We start from the raw sequence: 18975 nt of genomic DNA, 5'->3' as shown, positions 1-18975 counted from the left end.
GGGCCGCCGCCGGACGTTGCGGCAGCGGGCCGTGCTCGCCCCAGACATCGGCCGGCAGCACGCGCGCGAGTTCCGGAATCGTGTTGCGCGTGAACACCGGATCGGTGACGCCGGCCGCACGCTGGCGGCGGTAATCGCGCCATGCGGCGTGCGCGTACTTGCCGAGCGCGACGATCGCGATCAGGTTGATGATCGCCATCAGGCCCATGCTCGTGTCGGCCATCGCCCACACGAGCGGAAGCTGGCCGACGCTGCCGAACATCACCATCCCGAGCACCGCGATGCGGAACAGCGGCAGCACGCCCCGCCGTTTCGTGATGAACTCGACGTTGCCTTCCGCGTACGCGTAATTGCCGATCACCGACGAGAACGCGAGGAAGAAGATCGCGACCGCCATGTAGATGCCGCCCCAGTCGCCGACGTGGCTCGAGATCGCGCGCTGCGTGAGCGCCGCGCCTTCCATCCCGGTGCCGAGCTCGTACTGGCCCGACAGCAGGATCACGAACGCAGTCGCGCTGCAGATCACGATCGTGTCGACGAACACGCCGAGCATCTGGATCAGCCCCTGCGTGACCGGATGCCGGGTGCTGGCCGTCGCCGCCGCGTTCGGCGCGCTGCCCATGCCGGCTTCGTTCGAGAACAGCCCGCGCTTCACGCCGATCGCGATCGCCTGGCTGACCGCATAGCCGGTCAGGCCGCCTGCCGCCTGCTCGAGGCCGAACGCGCTCTTCACGATCAGCGCGATCACGCCGGGCACCATCGCGATGTGCGTCGCGACCGCGTACACCGCGAGCGCGAGGTAGCCGATCGCCATCAGCGGCACGATCACCTGTGCAACGTTCGCGATCCGGCGGATCCCGCCGAAAATGATCGGCGCGGTCAGCAGCACGAGGCCGAAACCGACTGCCGCGCGGCTCCAGCCGAACGACACGTGAAACGCATCGGCGATCGCGTTCGACTGCACCGCGTTGAACACGAAACCGAACGCAAGAATCAGCGACAGCGAGAACAGCACGCCGAAGCCGCGCGAGCGCAGGCCGGTCTGGATGTAGTACGCAGGGCCGCCGCGAAACGTGCCGTCCGGATGCGAGACCTTGAAGATTTGCGCGAGCGTCGCCTCGACGAACGCGGACGACATCCCGACAAGCGCCGTGATCCACATCCAGAAGATCGCGCCCGGCCCGCCGACCGTCAGCGCGACCGCGACGCCGGCGATGTTGCCGGTGCCGACGCGGCTCGCAAGGCCGGTCGCGAACGCCTGGAATGACGAGATGCTGCCCGGCTCGCCCTTGCTGCCGACGAGGCGCATGCTGAGGAACAGCGCCTTCAGCTGGATCATCCGGAACCGCAGCGTGAACCACGCGCCCACGCCGAGCAGCAGCGCGATCAGCACGTAGTTCCACAACACGCCGTTGACGGCGTCGATCAGCCCTTGCACGAGTGCTTCCATCCAGTGTCCTTTTAAATGAGGTCAGTCATGTCGGTCGCACTTCGCGGCCCGAGGGGCGACATGATATGACAATTTGCAAGGATCATTACAAAACGAAAGAAATCGGAATGACGGAAAATCGGCGACGGATGTCTTCAGATTAGGCGACGTCCGCGACAAAAGCGGCGCGACCGGGGAAGCGAGAGGAAGCTGGACGGACGCGCAGGACGCGCGTCGTCGACGGTGCCGCGGTGCCGAAAGTCGCCCGTCGGCCGCGCGAAAAACCGGCCCCCCCCAGCGCAACCGTGCGGCGACGCAGCCCATAAAAAAAACGGGCGCCCTCTCGGACGCCCGGTTTTCACGCGAACCCGCGCGCGGCGCTTACCGCGGCAGTTGCGAATGCCCCATCAGGTACGCATCGACCGAGCGCGCGCACTGGCGGCCTTCGCGGATCGCCCACACGACGAGCGACTGGCCGCGGCGCATGTCACCCGCCGCGAACACCTTGTCGACCGACGTGTAGTACGCGCGATCGCCTTCGGTCGCCGCACGCGCGTTGCCGCGCGCATCCTTGTCGACGCCGAACGCCTCGAGCACCGGCGCGGCCGGCTGCGTGAAGCCCATCGCGAGCAGCACGAGATCGGCCTTCATCTCGAACTCCGAGTCCGGCACTTCCTGCATCTTGCCGTCCTTCCACTCGACGCGCGCCGCGATCAGCTTCTCGACCTTGCCGTTCTTGCCTTCGAAGCGCTTCGTCGCGACCGCCCAGTCGCGCTCGCAGCCTTCCTCGTGCGACGACGACGTGCGCAGCTTGATCGGCCAGTACGGCCACACGAGCGGCTTGTTTTCCTCTTCCGGCGGCTGCGGCAGCAGCTCGAACTGCGTGACGCCCTTCGCGCCGTGACGGTTCGACGTGCCGACGCAGTCCGAACCCGTGTCGCCACCGCCGATCACGACGACGTGCTTGCCCTTCGCGAGCAGCTGGTCGACGAGCTTGTCGCCGGCGTTCACGCGGTTCTGCTGCGGCAGGAAGTCCATCGCGTAATGGATGCCGGCCAGCTCGCGGCCCGGCACCGGCAGGTCGCGCGGGGTTTCCGAGCCGCCCGCGATCACCACCGCGTCGAATTCTTCCTTCAGCGTCGCCGGCGAGATGGTCTCCTTCGCCATGTTGCCGATCGAGTCGGGCAGCGCATCCTTGCCGATGAACACGCTGGTGCGGAACGTCACGCCTTCCGCTTCCATCTGGCGCATGCGGCGGTCGATCAGCCACTTCTCGAGCTTGAAGTCGGGGATCCCGTAGCGCAGCAGGCCGCCGACCCGATCGCTCTTCTCGAACACCGTCACGTCGTGGCCCGCGCGCGCGAGCTGCTGCGCGGCGGCGAGGCCCGCAGGGCCGGAGCCGACGACCGCGACCTTCTTGCCCGTCTTGTGCGCGGCCGGCTGCGGTGCCACCCAGCCTTCCGCCCACGCCTTGTCGATGATCGCGTGCTCGATCGACTTGATGCCGACCGGGTCGTCGTTGATCCCGAGCGTGCACGCGGCTTCGCACGGCGCCGGGCAGATGCGGCCCGTGAATTCCGGGAAGTTGTTGGTCGAGTGCAGGACCTCGATCGCCTGACGCCAGTCCTGGCGATACACCAGGTCGTTGAAGTCCGGGATGATGTTGTTGACCGGACAGCCGTTGTTGCAGAACGGGATGCCGCAGTCCATGCAGCGCGCGCCCTGCACCTTCGCATCCGCGTCGGACAGCGCCGAGACGAATTCCTTGTAGTGCTTCACGCGCGTGAGCGGTGCTTCGTACGCCTCGTGGCGGCGTTCGAACTCCAGAAAACCGGTTGCCTTGCCCATAAGGTGCTCTTCTGATTCCGTGTATCGGGTGGGGGAGCCGCGCGCGCGACAGTCACGCGCGCGCGGCCTCTGCTATGTCGTTCGTCGCTCAGGCGGCCAGTTCTTCCTTCGCCGCCTTCTTCGCACCGATCTCGCCCAGCGCGCGCTTGTATTCGTGCGGGAACACCTTCACGAACTGGCGCCGCGCCGCGTCCCAGTTTTCCAGCAGCGATTTCGCGCGCGGCGAACCGGTGAACTGGAAGTGGCGCTCGACGAGCCCCTTGAGCAGCGCTTCGTCCGTCGTGCCGGCGTGCCAGAGCGCGCGGTCGACCGTGCGCTCCTGTTCGGCCTGCTGCAGCACCGGCTCGAGCGCGACCATCGACTTGTTGCACTTCGCCGCGAACGTGCCGTCCGGGTCGTACATGTACGCGACGCCGCCCGACATGCCGGCCGCGAAGTTGCGGCCCGTCTCGCCGAGCACGACGACCGTGCCGCCCGTCATGTATTCGCAGCCGTGGTCGCCGGTGCCCTCGACGACCGCCGTCGCGCCCGAGTTGCGCACGCAGAAGCGTTCGCCCGCGACGCCGCGGAAGAAGGCCTCGCCCTCGATCGCGCCGTACATCACCGTGTTGCCGCAGATGATGTTTTCCTCGGACTTGCCGCGGAAGTCGTTGGTCGGACGGATGATGATCCGGCCGCCCGACAGGCCCTTGCCCACGTAGTCGTTGCCGTCGCCGACGAGGTCGAGCGTCACGCCCTTCGCGAGGAACGCGCCGAAGCTCTGGCCGGCCGTGCCCTTCAGCTGGATATGTACCGCATCGTCGTCGAGACCGTCGTGCCCGTGCTTCTTCGCGATCACGCCCGACAGCATCGCGCCGACCGTGCGGTTCACGTTGCGCACCGGCTGGATGAACGACACGTGTTCGCCGTTCTCGATCGCGGCCTTCGCCTTCTCGATCAGCACGTGGTCGAGCGCGCGCTCGAGGCCGTGATCCTGCACGTCGACGTGACGCGGCGCGACGTCCTCGCAGTCTTCCGGCTGGTAGAACACGCGCGAGAAGTCGAGGCCCTTCGCCTTCCAGTGCTCGACGCCCTTGCGCGTGTCGAGCAGGTCGGCGCGACCGACCAGGTCGTCGAACTTCGCGATGCCGAGCTGCGCCATGATCTCGCGCACTTCCTCGGCGACGAAGAAGAAGTAGTTGACGACGTGTTCCGGCTGGCCCGAGAACTTCGCGCGCAGCACCGGGTCCTGCGTCGCGACGCCGACCGGGCACGTGTTCAGGTGGCACTTGCGCATCATGATGCAGCCTTCGACGACGAGCGGCGCCGTCGCGAAGCCGAATTCGTCCGCACCGAGCAGCGCGCCGATCACGACGTCGCGGCCGGTCTTCATCTGGCCGTCGGCCTGCACGCGGATGCGGCCGCGCAGGCGGTTCAGCACCAGCGTCTGCTGCGTTTCGGCGAGGCCCAGTTCCCACGGCGTGCCTGCGTGCTTGACCGACGACAGCGGCGATGCGCCGGTGCCGCCGTCATGGCCCGCGATCACGACGTGATCGGACTTCGCCTTCGCGACGCCTGCCGCGACCGTGCCGACGCCCACTTCCGACACGAGCTTCACCGAGATGCTCGAGCTCGGGTTCACGTTCTTCAGGTCGTGGATCAGTTGCGCGAGATCCTCGATCGAGTAGATGTCGTGGTGCGGCGGCGGCGAGATCAGGCCGACGCCCGGCACCGAGTAGCGCAGCTTGCCGATGTAGTCGGACACCTTGTGGCCCGGCAGCTGGCCGCCTTCGCCCGGCTTCGCGCCCTGCGCCATCTTGATCTGGATCTGGTCGGCCGATGCGAGATACTCGGCCGTCACACCGAAGCGGCCCGACGCGACCTGCTTGATCTTCGAGCGCAGCGAATCGCCATCCTTCAGCGGGATGTCGCTGACGATCTCGTCGCCGATCACCGACTTCAGCGACTCGCCCGACTTGATCGGAATGCCGCGCAGCTCGTTGCGGTAGCGCTTGTCGTCCTCGCCGCCTTCGCCGGTGTTCGACTTGCCGCCGATCCGGTTCATTGCGATCGCGAGCGTCGCGTGCGCCTCGGTGCTGATCGAGCCGAGCGACATCGCGCCCGTCGCGAAACGCTTGACGATCTCCTTCGCCGATTCGACTTCGTCGATCGGGATCGCCTTCGCCGGCGACACCTTGAATTCGAACAGCCCGCGGAACGTCATGTGGCGCTTCGTCTGATCGTTGATCAGGTGTGCGTATTCCTTGTACGTCTGGTACGAGTTGCTGCGCGTTGCGTGCTGCAGCTTCGCGATCGAATCCGGCGTCCACATGTGGTCTTCGCCGCGCACGCGATACGCGTACTCGCCGCCCGCGTCGAGCATGTCGCGCAGCACCGGGTTGTCGCCGAACGCGTCGCGGTGCAGGCGGATCGCCTCTTCCGCGACTTCGAACAGGCCGATGCCGCCGACCTTCGACGCGGTGCCCTTGAAGTACTTCTCGACGAGGTCGGTCGACAGGCCGAGCGCTTCGAAGATCTGCGCGCCCGTGTACGACATGTACGTCGAGATGCCCATCTTCGACATCACCTTCTGCAGGCCCTTGCCGACCGCCTTCGTGAAGTTGTAGACGGCCTTCTCCGGCGACAGGTCGCCCGTCAGGCCGTCGGCCATCTTCGCGAGCGTTTCCATCGCGAGGTACGGATGCACGGCTTCCGCGCCGTAGCCCGCGAGCAGCGCGAAGTGGTGCGTCTCACGCGCGGAGCCCGTCTCGACGACGAGGCCCGTGCTCGTGCGCAGCCCCTGCTGGACGAGGTGCGTGTGGATCGCCGAGGTCGCCAGCAGCGCGGGAATCGCGACGTGCTCGGCGTCGGTCTTGCGGTCCGACACGATCAGGATGTTGTAGCCCGACTTCACCGCGTCGACGGCTTCCGCGCACAGCGACGCGAGGCGCGCCTCGATGCCGGCCTTGCCCCACGCAACCGGGTAGCAGATGTTCAGCTCGTACGAGCTGAACTTGCCGCCCGTGTACTGGTCGATCGCGCGGATCTTCGCGATGTCCTTGAAGTCGAGCACCGGCTGCGACACTTCGAGACGCATCGGCGGGTTGATGTTGTTCGTGTCGAGCAGGTTCGGCTTCGGGCCGATGAACGACACGAGCGACATCACCATGTTCTCGCGGATCGGGTCGATCGGCGGGTTCGTGACCTGCGCGAACAGCTGCTTGAAGTAGTGATAGAGCGTCTTGTTCTTGTTCGACATCACCGCGAGCGGCGAGTCGTTGCCCATCGAGCCGACCGCCTCCTCGCCCTGCTGCGCCATCGGCGCCATCAGGAACTTCAGGTCTTCCTGCGTGTAGCCGAACGCCTGCTGGCGGTCGAGCAGCGCGGCGCCCTCGGCACGGCCTGCGGCTACCTCCTCGGCCTTCGGCTCGATCTCGTCGAGCTTGATGCGCACGGCGTCGATCCAGCTCTTGTACGGCTTCGCGTTCGCGAGGTTGTCCTTGAGCTCCTTGTCGTCGATGATGCGGCCGTGTTCCATGTCGATCAGGAACATCTTGCCCGGCTGCAGGCGCCACTTCTTGACGATCTTCGACTCGGGGATCGGCAGCGTGCCGGCTTCCGACGCCATGATCACGAGGTCGTCGTCGGTCACGATATAGCGCGCCGGACGCAGGCCGTTACGGTCGAGCGTCGCGCCGATCTGGCGGCCGTCGGTGAACGCGATCGCGGCCGGGCCGTCCCACGGCTCCATCATCGCGGCGTGGTATTCGTAGAACGCGCGGCGGTTCTCGTCCATCAGCGTGTGCTGTTCCCACGCTTCCGGGATCATCATCATCACCGCGTGCACGAGCGGGTAGCCGGCCATCACGAGCAGTTCGAGACAGTTGTCGAACGAAGCCGTATCCGACTGGCCCGGGTAGATCAGCGGCCAGAGCTTCGGCAGGTCGTCGCCGAGCACGTGCGATGCGATCGCGCCGGTACGCGCGTTCAGCCAGTTGACGTTGCCCTTCACGGTGTTGATCTCGCCGTTGTGCGCGATCATCCGGTACGGGTGAGCCAGTTCCCATGCGGGGAACGTGTTGGTCGAGAAGCGCTGGTGCACGAGCGCGAGCGCCGACACGGTGCGCGCGTCCTGCAGGTCGCGGTAGTAGACGCCGACCTGGCCCGCGAGCAGCAGCCCCTTGTAGACGATCGTGCGCGCCGACATCGACGGCACGAAGTATTCCTTGCCGTGCTTCAGCTTCAGCGCCTGGATGCGGTGGCTGGCCGTCTTGCGGATCACGTAGAGCTTACGCTCGAGCGCGTCCGTCACCATGATGTCCTTGCCGCGGCCGATGAAGATTTGGCGGATCAGCGGCTCGCTCGCCTTCACGGCCGGCGAGATCGGCATCGCGTGGTCGACCGGCACGTCGCGCCAGCCCAGCACGACCTGGCCCTCTGCCTTCACGGTGCGCTCGAGTTCCTGCTCGCATGCGATCCGCGACGCGTTTTCCTTCGGCAGGAAGATCATCCCCACGCCGTACTCACCGGCCGGCGGCAGCGTGACGTCCTGCTTCGCCATTTCCTCGCGGTAGAACGCGTCCGGAATCTGGATCAGGATGCCCGCGCCGTCGCCCATCAGCGGATCGGCGCCGACCGCGCCGCGGTGGTCGAGATTCTCGAGGATCTTCAGACCCTGTTCGATGATCTCGTGGCTCTTCTTGCCCTTGATGTGTGCGACGAAGCCGACGCCGCAGGCGTCGTGTTCGTTTTGCGGGTCATACAGACCTTGCGCGGCGGGCACCGCGGTGAGCGGCTGCTGGTGGTCGTTCATGGGGACACCGTCGTAAAGGGGCCTCGAGGGCCGTTGAACCATTTTCTTGTTGCCGCCGTTTCCCGCTTCCCGGCAGGAGGCGGCGCAGCCGACAGTGGGTAAGGCATGCTTCGCCCGGGCCACCGGAATTCGGAATATACGCGACGAATCAAAGGAATAGCAACAAAAACCGCATGATACGGCCCCAATTAAACAGATGCATCGATCTGGTGCCGTTTTATTGGGGCCGTATCATTTTGGTGCAAAAAGAAGCGGCGCCCGCAGCGCCGCCTCCCGTTCCGCCTGCCAGCGCCTACTGCTGGATCGGCGGCGTGTTCTCGCGCACCTTGCGAGGGCGTCCGCGCGGCAGCGGCGACACGCGCCGGTTCGCGGTCCGCGCCGCCCATTCGCGGTAGTTCTCGCCGCCGAGCACCCAGCCCTTCAGCGTCGCCTGCTGGAGCTGGTCGGCCTGCCGCTCGTCGAGCGGCTGCTCGCACAGCTCCTGGTACGCGCGCTGGCGCTCGAACGGCGTGTTGCCGAGCGCCCAGTAGAGCGGATGGTCGGTGATCAGGCTGTCGACGGTGAGCCCGATGTGATGCCGGTAGCTCGACCACCGATAGGCATCCGGCGTCGCGGCGAGCTGCGCGCGCACGGGGCTCAGCTCGACCACGCGGCTCGCGAGCAGGAAATAGCGCTCGCCTTCGATCACGGTCGCGCGATAGCGGCCTTCCCACAGGGTGCCGCGCCGCGAATAGCGCCGGTTGAAATGCGCGACGTAGCGACGTCCGACTGCCTGCATCGCCTTCGGCAGGCTGGCCTCGTCGCTCGGCGTCACGAGAAGCTGCACCTGGCGCGGCAGCAGCACGTATGCGTGCACCGCGAGGTGGTGATCGCGCGCCGCGGCCTTCAGACAATCGATGAAGAGCTCGTAGTCCTGGTCGTCGACAAACGCGGGTTGCTGATCCAGGCCGCGCAGTATCACGTGCTGCGGCTGGTCGGGAACGTAGAGTCGTGCTAGCCGTGCCATGCTGAATGTCCGTTTGATCGCGTTAGGAGATACCCGAAGGTCCGATGGTGCGCACCTGTGTAGAACCCTTTGCCCACGGTGCGCCGAAACGTACGGTCGTGCGATACCTAGGGAGAAAACTCTAACTTACGAGCTTGTTTGGTTTTAAACGCCGTAGTCATAATGAGCACGCCTTTGATCGGAGGAGACAAAATGAAACGAAAACTGGCCATTACGGGGGCCGCTGCGCTCGCGTTCACGTTGGCGAGCGGCGCGGCGCACGCGCAATCGGCAGGTAGCTTTTACGTCACCACCGGGTGGTTCCACCTTGCTCCGCAGGACAGCAGCGACCCGCTGTTCCTCTACGGAGTCGGTGGCACGCCCATCAATCAGTCCATTCCCAACACGGGCGCCGGCATCAGCGATTCCGACACACTCGGGCTGGCATTCGGCTACTTCATCACCGACCACATCTCCACCCAGCTCGACATGGGGATACCGCCGAAGTTCGACATCAACGGCAAGGGTCGGTTCGAAAGTTTCGGCAAGCTCGGCACCGCATACCAGTGGAGCCCCGCATTGTTGCTCCGCTACAACTTCAACGAAGCCAACGCCAAATTCCGGCCGTATGTCGGTATCGGCGCGACTTACGTCTGGTTCACCGGCGCGAAGCTCACGAACGGTACGTTCGAGAACGGCGTGCTCGGTGGCCCGACCAGCGCGACGACCAGCAACCAGTGGGCGCCCGTGTTCAACGCCGGCTTCACGTACAACTTCACCGACCACTGGTTCGCAGGCCTGTCGATCTCGTATGTGCCGGTGAGCGTCACCGCGACCTTCACGACGGCCCGTCAGACCCCGGTCGGGACGCTGACCGAAACGTCGAAGGCCAAGATCAACCTGAACCCGATCGTCACCTACCTGAACGTCGGCTACCGCTTCTAAGCGTAGTCGAATATTTGGGGAATGGTTAATCCCGCTGCAATTTGTAGCGGATTTTTCCTTGCGTAACGCGCGGTGACGTAAAACACCCCGGACGGAAAGCCGCCGGGGCGTTGATTATTACGCGTCAGGCCCGGTCCGGGGCCTGGCGCCGCTGTCGCTTGTTTACGCCCGCCGTGCCACGGTTGAACGGCTCAATCGCTCGAAGCGGGGGTGGACGTTGCATCCAGCGCTTGCGGGCCGATCAGGTCGATCCGGTCCGTACAGATCGCGTCGACGCCCCACCGCACGAGTTGCTGCGCGCGCGCGAGGTCGTTGACGGTATAGGCGAGGATCCGCAGGCCGGCCGCCCTGATCGCGCGCACCAGCGGCTCGTCGAGCGACTGATGGTCCGCATGCAGCGACACGCAGCCGAGCGCGTCGACCGCCTGCGCGCGCCAGTCGTCCGGCACGGTCTCGTACAGCATTCCGCGCGGCAGGTCGGGCGCCGTGTCACGCGCCTGCTGCAGTGCATCGAACGAAAACGACGACAGCAGCGGCGGTATCGCCGCGCCGCGCCAGTACGCTGCAGCGTCGGCGGCCACGCGTCGCCCGGTCTCGCGTTCGCGCCCGGCGCACGGCTTGATCTCGACATTCACCGCGAGCCCGAGCGCGATGCAGCGCGCGGCCGCCGCGTCGAACGTCGGCATCCGCTCGCCTGCGAACCGCGCGTCGAACCAGCTGCCCGCATCGAGAGCCGCGAGTTCCGCATAGCGCATCCGCGCCGCCGGCCCGTGGCCGCTCGAGGTCCGGTCGACCGTGTCGTCGTGCAGCAGGAACGTGACGTCGTCCGCCGACAGCTTCGCGTCGAACTCGACCATCCGGTGCCCGCGCCGCGCGCCTTCGTCGAGCGCCGCAAGGGTATTCTCCGGAGCGAGCGTGCCCCCGCCGCGATGAGCGACGACGCGCGGGTACGGCCAGACAGCATGGGAACTCATCGGGACACCTGTCGATTGGGTTCAGCCGGCACGCTTGCCGGTCTCGGGATCGAAGAAATGCAGCCGGTGCGCGGGCAGCGCCACCGCGAGCGCCGTGCCGCGCGCGGGGCGGTCCGCGTGCGGCAGGCGCACCGCGACGTCGTGCGCGCCCCAGCGGCCGTGTGCGAGGTTGTCCGCGCCGAGCAGCTCGCACGAATCGACCGTCAGCGTCACGTGCGGCACGCCCGGCTGCGGCGTCATGTGCTCGGGTCTCACGCCGAGCACCCAGTCGCGGCCCGGTGCGATCTCGGCGCCGATTCCGGGCACGCCGGCGACCGGCAACGCCGGGCCGCCGCCCGCAACCGCAAACGTCGCGCCATCTTCCGACAGCCGCCCTTGCAGCAGGTTCATTGCCGGCGAGCCGATGAAGCCCGCGACGAACACGGTCGCCGGCTTCTCGTAGACGTCGACCGGCGCGCCGATCTGTTCCGCGTAGCCGCGGTTCATCACGATCACGCGCTGCGCGAGCGTCATCGCTTCGATCTGGTCGTGCGTCACGTAGACGCTCGTCGTCGCGAGCCGTGCATGCAGCCGCTGGATCTCGAGCCGCATCTGCACGCGCAGCTTCGCATCGAGGTTCGACAGCGGCTCGTCGAACAGGAACACTGACGGCTCGCGCACGATCGCGCGCCCCATCGCGACCCGCTGCCGCTGCCCGCCCGACAGTTCGCGCGGCCGTCGCGCGAGCAGCGGCTCGAGCTCGAGGATCTTCGCGGCCGCGGCAACCCGCGACTCGATCGTCGCGCGCTCGATGCCGCGGATCTTCAGCCCGTAACCCATGTTCTGCGCGACCGTCATGTGCGGATACAGCGCATAGTTCTGGAACACCATCGCGATGTCGCGATCCTTCGGCTCGAGCGCGTTGACGACCCGCTCGCCGATCGCGATCTCGCCGTCCGTCACGCTCTCGAGCCCCGCGATCATCCGCAGCAGCGTCGATTTGCCGCAGCCGGACGGCCCGACCAGCACGATGAATTCGCCGTCGGCAATCTCGACGTCGATCCCGTGCAATACGTTCTGCTTGCCGTCATAGGATTTCCTGACGCCCCTCAAGCTCAGCGCAGCCATACGTCGCCCTTCTCCTCGTAGCGTGTCCGTGGTTATTTTTCAGAATCGACGAGGCCGCGCACGAACCAGCGCTGCATCGCCAGCACGACGACGAGCGGCGGAATCATCGCCAGCAGCGTCGCCGCCATTACGTAGTGCCATTCAGTCGCGGTGTCTCCGCTCGCGATCATCGTCTTGATGCCGACCACGGCCGTCGACAGCGACGCCTCCGTCGTGATCAGGATCGGCCACAGATACTGGTTCCAGCCGTAGATGAACGTGATCACGAACAGCGCGGCGATGCTCGTCTTCGACAGCGGCAACACCACGTCCCAGAAGAAACGCAATGGCCCCGCGCCGTCGATGCGCGCCGCGTCCATCAGCTCGTCGGGCAGCGTCATGAAGAACTGGCGGAACAGGAAGGTCGCGGTCGCCGACGCGATCAGCGGCAGCGTGAGCCCCGCGTAGGCGTTCGTCAGGTGCAGCGTCGACACGACCTGCACGGTCGGGAAAATCCGCACCTCGACCGGCAGCATCAGCGTGACGAAGATCAGCCAGAACGCGGTGTTACGCAGCGGAAAGCGGAAATAGACGATCGCGTACGCGGACAGGATCGACACCGCGATCTTGCCGACCGCGATGCCGAGCGCCATCGCGAAGCTGTTGACGAGCAGCCGGCCGAATGGCGCCGTCGTGGCGCCGCTGCCGTGCCGCCAGATGTACGCGATGTTCTCGACGAGATGCGTGCTCGGCACGAGCGACAGCGGCACCGTGAACACTTCCTGCGCGCTCATCGTCGCCGCGCAGAACGCGACGTAGACGGGGAACACGATCAGCACGACGCCCGCGATCAGCACCGCGTGGCAGAACAGGTCGAAGCCCTTGCGATTCTCGATCATGCGTATTGCACCCTGCGTTCGACGAAGCGGAACTGGATCACCGTGAGCCCGACGACGATCGCCATCAGCACGACCGACTGCGCGCCCGAGCTGCCGATGTCGAGCCCCTGGAAGCCTTCCGCGAAGATCTTGTAGATCAGCGTCTTGGTGCTCTGCGCGGGGCCGCCGGCGGTCGCCGCGTCGATCACCGGGAACGTGTCGAAGAACGCGTAGACGAGGTTCACGACCAGCAGGAAGAAGCTGGTCGGCGACAGCAGCGGCAGCACGATGTGGAAGAAGCGCCGCACGGGGCCCGCACCGTCGATCGCGGCGGCCTCGACCAGCGAGCGCGGGATCGCCTGCAGCCCCGCGTAGAAGAACAGGAAGTTGTAGCTCACCTGCTTCCACACCGACGCGAGCACGACCAGGAACATCGCCTGCCCGCCGTTCAGCGCGTGGTTCCAGACGATTCCCGATTTGGCGAGCGCGTAGGTGACGAGGCCGATGCTCGGATTGAACAGGAACGCCCACAGCACCGCGGCGATCGTCGGCGCGACCGCGTACGGCCAGATCAGCAGCGTGCGGTACGCGCGCGCGCCGCGCACCACGCGATCCGCACACGCGGCGAGCAGCAACGACACGACGAGACCGCTCACCGTCACGAGCGTGCTGAACACGAGCGTCGTGCGGAACGAGTCGAGATACAGCGGATCGGCGAACAGGCGCGTAAAGTTAGCGATGCCGACGAACTCGCTCGACGTACCGAACGCATCCTGCATCTGCGTCGATTGCCACAGCGCGACGCCGGCTGGCCAAAGGAAGAACACGCCGGTGATCGCGAGCTGCGGCGCGATCAGCAGGTACGGCAACAGGCTCGTGCCGAAACGGGAACGGGATTGCATGTCGGGATTCCGGGCAGGCGAAACGGGAATGAGGACGGGCCGCCGGCCGTCGCGCGCAAGCGCGCGCGAGCGCACGCGAGTGCACAAATGGCCGGCGGCACGATACGGCGCGTGCTCAGCTACCCGACTTCTCGAAGCGCCGCAGCAACTCGTCGCCGCGCGTGACCGCGGCATCGAGCCCGTCCTTCGGCGACTTCTTCTGCGCCCAGACCTGCTCGAGCTCCTCGTCGACGATCGTGCGGATCTGCGGCATGTTGCCGAGCCGCAGCCCCTTCGTGTACGGCAGCGGCGGCTTGTTCATCATCTGCTTGATCGCCGTTTCCGCGCTCGGGTTCTTCGCGTAGAAGCCCTGCTCGCGCGTCAGGTCGTATGCGGCCGTCGTGACCGGCAGGTAGCCTGTATCCTGGTGCCACTTCGCGGCGACGGCCGGCGAGCTCAGGTACGCGAGAAATTTCGCGACGCCCTTGTAGGTCGCCGGATCCTTGCCGGCCAGCACCCACAGGCTCGCGCCGCCGATGATCGCGTTCTGCGGCGCGCCCTTCACGCTCGCGTCGTACGGCATCATGCCGGTCGCGAAATCGAACTTCGCATACTTGTGCATGTTGGCGAGCGCGCCCGACGACGTCGTGACGATCCCGCAATCGCCGCTGTTGAACTTCGCCGACGCCTCGTCCTTGCGGCCCGCGTACGTGAACGTGCCGTCCTTCGCCATCTGCTGCAGGAACTGGACGTGCGCGACCTGCTGCGGCTTGTTGAACTCGAGCACCGCGTCCGTGCCGTCGAAGCCGTTGTTGCGGCTCGCGAACGGCAGCGCATTCCACGCACTGTAGTTCTCGAGCTGGACCCAGCCTTGCCAGCCGGTCGTGTAGCCGCACGCCATGCCCGACTTGCGCAGCTTCTCGGCATCGGCCTTGACCTCGTCCCACGTCTTCGGCGGCTGGTTCGGGTCGAGCCCGGCCTTCCTGAACGCATCCTTGTTGTAGTACAGCACGGGCGTCGAGCTGTTGAACGGCATCGACACGAGATGGCCCGTCTTCGCGTCGCTGTAGTAGCTCGCGATGGTCGGCACGAACGCCTTTTCGTCGAGCGGCACGCCGGCCTGCCTGAACACGTCGTAGACGGGCACCACCGCCTTCTTCGCCTGCATCATCGTCGCGGTGCCGACTTCGTAGACCTGAAGGATCGCCGGCGCGTTGCCGCTGCGGTACGCGGCGATGCCCGCCGCGAGCGCCTGGTCGTAGGTGCCCTTGAACACCGGCACGATCCTGTAATCGCTTTGCGATGCGTTGAACTGCGCCGCGATGTCGTTGACCCGCTCGCCGAGTGCGGCCTCCATCGCATGCCAGAACTGGATCTCCGTCACCGCGAATGCCGCGTGCTGCGCACCGAACATCAATGCGCCCCCGAGCGCGAGCGAGCGAACCAGCGTGCCTACGGGCTTCTTCTTCATCGACCTCTCCTATGAAAACGATACCAACAGCAGGTACACCATCCCCATCGCCATTGAACCGGCGCAGTCTAGTGATCGTTTGTGACAGTCAGTTGTCGCTGATGACGAACAAACGTTGGTATTCCTTCAGGGCGAATCGATCGGTCATGCCGGCGATGTAATGCGCGACGAGGCGCGGCTGCTTGTCAGCGTCGTCGGACTGGTATGGCGGCGGCAGCAGGCGCGGATCGTCGAGGAACGCGTCGAACAGCCCCGCGACCACACGCTGCGCCTTGCTCGCCATCCGCATCACCTTGTAATGGCGGTACAGGTTCTTGAACAGGAAGCGCTTGAGGGCCGCCGCCTGTTCGGCGACGGCTTCGCTGTGCGACACGAGCGGCGGCGCCGTGCGCACGTCGTCGAGCGACGCCGGCGCGACGCGTGCGAGATTGCGCGTCGTCTCGTCGATCAGGTCGACGATCAGCGTGTTGATGATGCGGCGCACCGTCTCGTGCACGAGACGGCGGCCATCGAGACTCGGGAATTCGGCGAGCGCCTGCTCGTAATGGCGCTGCCACAGCTCGACCTGCGCGAGCTGCTCGATCGTGATCAGCCCGGAGCGCAGGCCGTCGTCGACGTCGTGGTTGTTGTACGCAATCTCGTCGGCGATGTTCGCGAGCTGCGCCTCGAGTGACGGCTGGCGCCCCTGCAGGAAGCGTTCGCCGAGCGCGCCGAGCTTGCGCGCGTTGTCGCGCGAACAGTGCTTGAGGATCCCTTCGCGCGTCTCGAAGCAGAGATTCAGGCCGTTGAATGCGCCGTAGTGTTCCTCGAGCTCGTCGACGACGGCGAGGCTCTGCAGGTTGTGCTCGAAGCCGCCGTGCTCGCGCATGCACGCGTTGAGCGCGTCCTGCCCCGCATGGCCGAACGGCGTGTGCCCGAGATCGTGCGCGAGCGAGATCGCCTCGACGAGATCCTCGTTCAGCCGCAGGTTGCGGGCGACCGAACGCGCGATCTGCGCGACTTCGAGGCTGTGGGTGAGGCGGGTGCGGAACAGGTCGCCTTCGTGATTGACGAAGACCTGGGTCTTGTATTCGAGCCGGCGGAACGCGGTCGAGTGGACGATGCGATCGCGGTCGCGCTGGAATTCGGTGCGAGCCGCGGGTGGCGGCTCCGGATGGCGCCGGCCACGCGAGCGCGACGCGTGCGCGGCATACGGGGCGAGATGCGCTTCCAGCGCCGCCAGTGTCGGCGGCTCGGCCACCGGCGCGGCGGTCGCGCTCAGGGGCTGGCGTGGCAACTTGCTGCTGGATGTTTCGCTCACCGTGTCCTCCACGTCAAGGGCGCCGGGCAGCCGGGCCGGGTTATTGCGTCGTCGTTGTCGCCGCCGCCAGCGTAGCGAACACCGCTTCGTCGGGCGCCGGCGCGATCAGCGTATCGCCGAAGCGCTTCAGCAGGATGAACTTGATCGCGCCGGCCTCGGCCTTCTTGTCGACGCGCATCAGGTCCATGTAGCGCGCGTCGCCAAGTGCGGGCGCGCGGGTCGGCAGATGCGCGGCGGCGATCAGCGCGTTCAGGCGCTGCCGCGACGCGTCGTCGAGCAGCCCGAGGCGCACCGACAGGTCGCCGGCCATCACCATCCCGCAGCCGACCGCCTCGCCGTGCAGCCACTCGCCGTAGCCGAGCCCGGCCTCGATCGCGTGGCCGAACGTGTGGCCGAAATTGAGGATCGCGCGCAGGCCGCCTTCGCGCTCGTCCGCCGCGACCACGCTCGCCTTGATCTCGCACGAGCGCTTGACCGCTTCCGCGAGCGCGCCGGGCTCGCGGCCATTCAGCGCGCCGATGTTCGCCTCGATCCAGTCGAAGAATGCGGCGTCGGCGATCGCGCCCGTCTTGATGACCTCGGCGATGCCCGCCGCCAGTTCGCGGTCGGGCAGCGTCGTCAGCGTGCCGATGTCCGCGATCACCGCCTGCGGCTGGTAGAACGCGCCGATCATGTTCTTGCCGAGCGGGTGGTTGATGCCCGTCTTGCCGCCGACCGACGAATCGACCTGCGACAGCAGCGTGGTCGGCACCTGGATGAACGGCACGCCACGCATGTAGCATGCGGCCGCGAACCCCGTCATGTCGCCGATCACGCCGCCGCCGAGTGCGACGAGCGTCGTCTTGCGGTCCGCGCGTTCGGTCAGCAGGCCGTCGAAGATCAGGTTCAGCGTTTCCCAGTTCTTGTACGCCTCGCCGTCCGGCAGCACGACCGTCGACACGCGCTTGCCGAGCGGCGCAAGCGCGGCGCGCAGCGCGTCCCCGTAGAGCGGATCGACCGTCGTGTTCGTGACGATCGTGACGGACGACCCCTTGATGTGGGGAGCGAACAGTTCGGTGCGGCCGACGAGGCCGGCGCCAATATGAATCGGATAGGCGCGGTCGCCCAGATCGACGTTGACAGTAATCATGCTTGTATTGGCTTGGCGACGACTCCCGCCAGTTCGAGTTGCATCAACACCATGTTGACGAGCCCGTTGACCGACGGGCGGCCCGTCTCGATGACGAAATCCGCGCATTCGCGGTACAGCGGATCCCGCACCTCGTAGAGCGCTTCGAGACGCCCTTTCGGATCCTCGGTCTGCAGCAGCGGCCGGTTTTTGTCCTTGCGCGTGCGCAGCCACAGATCGTGCGGATTCGCGCGCAGATAGATGACGATGCCGTGTGTCTTCAGGCAATCGCGATTTTCGGGTCGCAACACCGCGCCGCCGCCGGTCGCGAGCACGATGTTCTCGCGCTGCGTGAGCTCGGCAATCACCTGCGTTTCGCGGTCGCGAAACCCGGCCTCGCCTTCCATTTCGAAGATCATCGGGATGCGGGCGCCCGTGCGTGCCTCGATCTCGTGGTCGGAGTCGAAGAACGTCCTGTCGAGCCGGCGCGCGACCGCGCGGCCTACGGTGGTCTTACCCGCCCCCATAAGGCCGACGAAAAATACGTTTGCGTGTGGGTCCCGCGCTTGCAACGGCTTCCTCTGCTTCAATCTTGCTGGTGTGTGGCGCAGCTTACTGGCAAAGCGCCTGCCTTGTCGAGCCTGGGCCGGCGGCGGCCGGGCCCGGATCGCCGGGGTCCGGCACGCCGGCGCCGGCCGCGCCGCACCGCCTGCCGACCACGGTCGGGGTGATGAAGACGACCAGCTCGTTGCGCTGTTCGCGCCGCGCCCGGTGCCGGAACAGCGCACCCAGAACCGGTATTTTGCCCAAGAGTGGCACGCGCGTCACATCGTCCCGGTCCAGGCGCTCGTAAATCCCGCCGATCGCGACCGTCCCGCCGTCCTCGACTTCGACGCGGGTCTGCACGTGTTTCGTATGGATCGCGGGGCCGGCCGCGGTTGGCTCGCCGACGCTGTCCTTCGTCACGTCGAGGTCGAGCACGACGCGCCCGTCCGGCGTGATTTGCGGCTCGACCTCGAGCTTGAGCGTCGCCCGGCGAAACTGCACGCCGCTCACGCCATTGCCGACCTTGGCCTGGTACGGAAGCTCGGCCCCCTGCTCGACGATCGCTTTCGCGCGATCCGCCGTGACGACGCGCGGGCTCGACACGATCTGTCCCCGTCCCTGCGCCTCGAGCGCGCTCAGCTCGACGTCGAGCACGCGGCTCAGCGGCGCCGCGAACAGCGTGAAGCCGGCCGTGGCGGCGTCGAAGCCGGCGAGCGGCCGGGCGGCCAGGTC

At 66.5% G+C, this 18975-nt stretch carries 13 protein-coding genes and 1 pseudogene; 1 reads left to right on the top strand and 13 read right to left on the bottom strand.

Going from position 1 to position 18975, the window contains the following annotated elements; all coding sequences use genetic code 11:
- The 4 genes from G3N94_RS31680 to G3N94_RS31665 form a co-directional block, all read right to left on the bottom strand.
- On the bottom strand, positions 1-1450 hold a 1450-nt coding region (locus G3N94_RS31680), incomplete at its 3' end, for an alanine/glycine:cation symporter family protein (RefSeq protein WP_205797316.1).
- A gap of 360 nt (positions 1451-1810) precedes the next feature.
- A complete protein-coding gene (locus G3N94_RS31675) occupies positions 1811-3277 on the bottom strand; it encodes a glutamate synthase subunit beta (RefSeq protein WP_205797314.1) in 1467 nt (488 codons plus the stop codon).
- 88 nt (positions 3278-3365) lie between these two features.
- Positions 3366-8069 carry a glutamate synthase-related protein gene (locus tag G3N94_RS31670; RefSeq protein WP_205797312.1) on the bottom strand — a complete coding sequence of 1568 codons (4704 nt, stop codon included), beginning with the start codon at positions 8067-8069 and terminating at the stop codon, positions 3366-3368.
- Between the two features lie 292 nt (positions 8070-8361).
- Positions 8362-9075: a transposase gene (locus G3N94_RS31665; protein ID WP_205797310.1), complete on the bottom strand. Its 714-nt coding sequence runs from the start codon at positions 9073-9075 to the stop codon at positions 8362-8364.
- Between the two features lie 192 nt (positions 9076-9267).
- On the opposite strand from G3N94_RS31665, the gene G3N94_RS31660 reads away from it, so the two are divergent.
- Complete coding sequence (locus tag G3N94_RS31660; protein WP_205797308.1) at positions 9268-9999, top strand: OmpW family outer membrane protein; 732 nt, start codon at positions 9268-9270, stop codon at positions 9997-9999.
- 191 nt (positions 10000-10190) lie between these two features.
- Here the strand turns inward: G3N94_RS31660 and ugpQ are convergent, their stop codons facing one another.
- From ugpQ to G3N94_RS31615, 9 genes and pseudogenes are all read right to left on the bottom strand, one after another.
- Positions 10191-10973 (bottom strand): glycerophosphodiester phosphodiesterase, encoded by a 783-nt coding sequence (ugpQ, locus tag G3N94_RS31655; RefSeq protein ID WP_205797306.1) that lies wholly within the window; start codon positions 10971-10973, stop codon positions 10191-10193.
- A gap of 21 nt (positions 10974-10994) precedes the next feature.
- Positions 10995-12080 carry a sn-glycerol-3-phosphate import ATP-binding protein UgpC gene (locus tag G3N94_RS31650; protein WP_205797304.1) on the bottom strand — a complete coding sequence of 362 codons (1086 nt, stop codon included), beginning with the start codon at positions 12078-12080 and terminating at the stop codon, positions 10995-10997.
- A 32-nt stretch (positions 12081-12112) separates the two neighbouring features.
- The gene (gene ugpE / locus G3N94_RS31645; RefSeq protein WP_205797303.1) at positions 12113-12958 is read right to left on the bottom strand and encodes a sn-glycerol-3-phosphate ABC transporter permease UgpE; all 846 of its coding nucleotides are present in this window, start codon (positions 12956-12958) and stop codon (positions 12113-12115) included.
- Entirely contained in the window at positions 12955-13839 is an 885-nt protein-coding gene (gene ugpA, locus G3N94_RS31640; protein ID WP_205797301.1) for a sn-glycerol-3-phosphate ABC transporter permease UgpA, read from the bottom strand. The genes ugpE and ugpA overlap by 4 nt, the downstream gene beginning before the upstream one ends.
- A 115-nt stretch (positions 13840-13954) precedes the next feature.
- Positions 13955-15289, bottom strand: a complete 1335-nt coding sequence (gene ugpB / locus G3N94_RS31635; RefSeq protein WP_205797298.1) for a sn-glycerol-3-phosphate ABC transporter substrate-binding protein UgpB — start codon at positions 15287-15289, stop codon at positions 13955-13957.
- An 88-nt stretch (positions 15290-15377) separates the two neighbouring features.
- Positions 15378-16565, bottom strand: coding sequence for a deoxyguanosinetriphosphate triphosphohydrolase (locus G3N94_RS31630; RefSeq protein ID WP_241022177.1), 1188 nt, complete (start codon positions 16563-16565; stop codon positions 15378-15380).
- 64 nt (positions 16566-16629) lie between these two features.
- Positions 16630-17718, bottom strand: a complete 1089-nt coding sequence (gene aroB, locus G3N94_RS31625) for a 3-dehydroquinate synthase (protein ID WP_205797292.1) — start codon at positions 17716-17718, stop codon at positions 16630-16632.
- Complete coding sequence (gene aroK / locus G3N94_RS31620; RefSeq protein ID WP_205797290.1) at positions 17715-18269, bottom strand: shikimate kinase AroK; 555 nt, start codon at positions 18267-18269, stop codon at positions 17715-17717. Before aroK ends, aroB begins: the two co-directional genes overlap by 4 nt.
- A gap of 40 nt (positions 18270-18309) precedes the next feature.
- Positions 18310-18975 (bottom strand): annotated as a pseudogene (locus G3N94_RS31615) (type IV pilus secretin PilQ); the annotation flags it as partial.

The organism is Burkholderia sp. Ac-20353 (assembly GCF_017104785.1).
Classification (GTDB): Bacteria; Pseudomonadota; Gammaproteobacteria; order Burkholderiales; family Burkholderiaceae; genus Burkholderia.
This window is presented reverse-complemented; position numbering and strand designations above follow the sequence as displayed.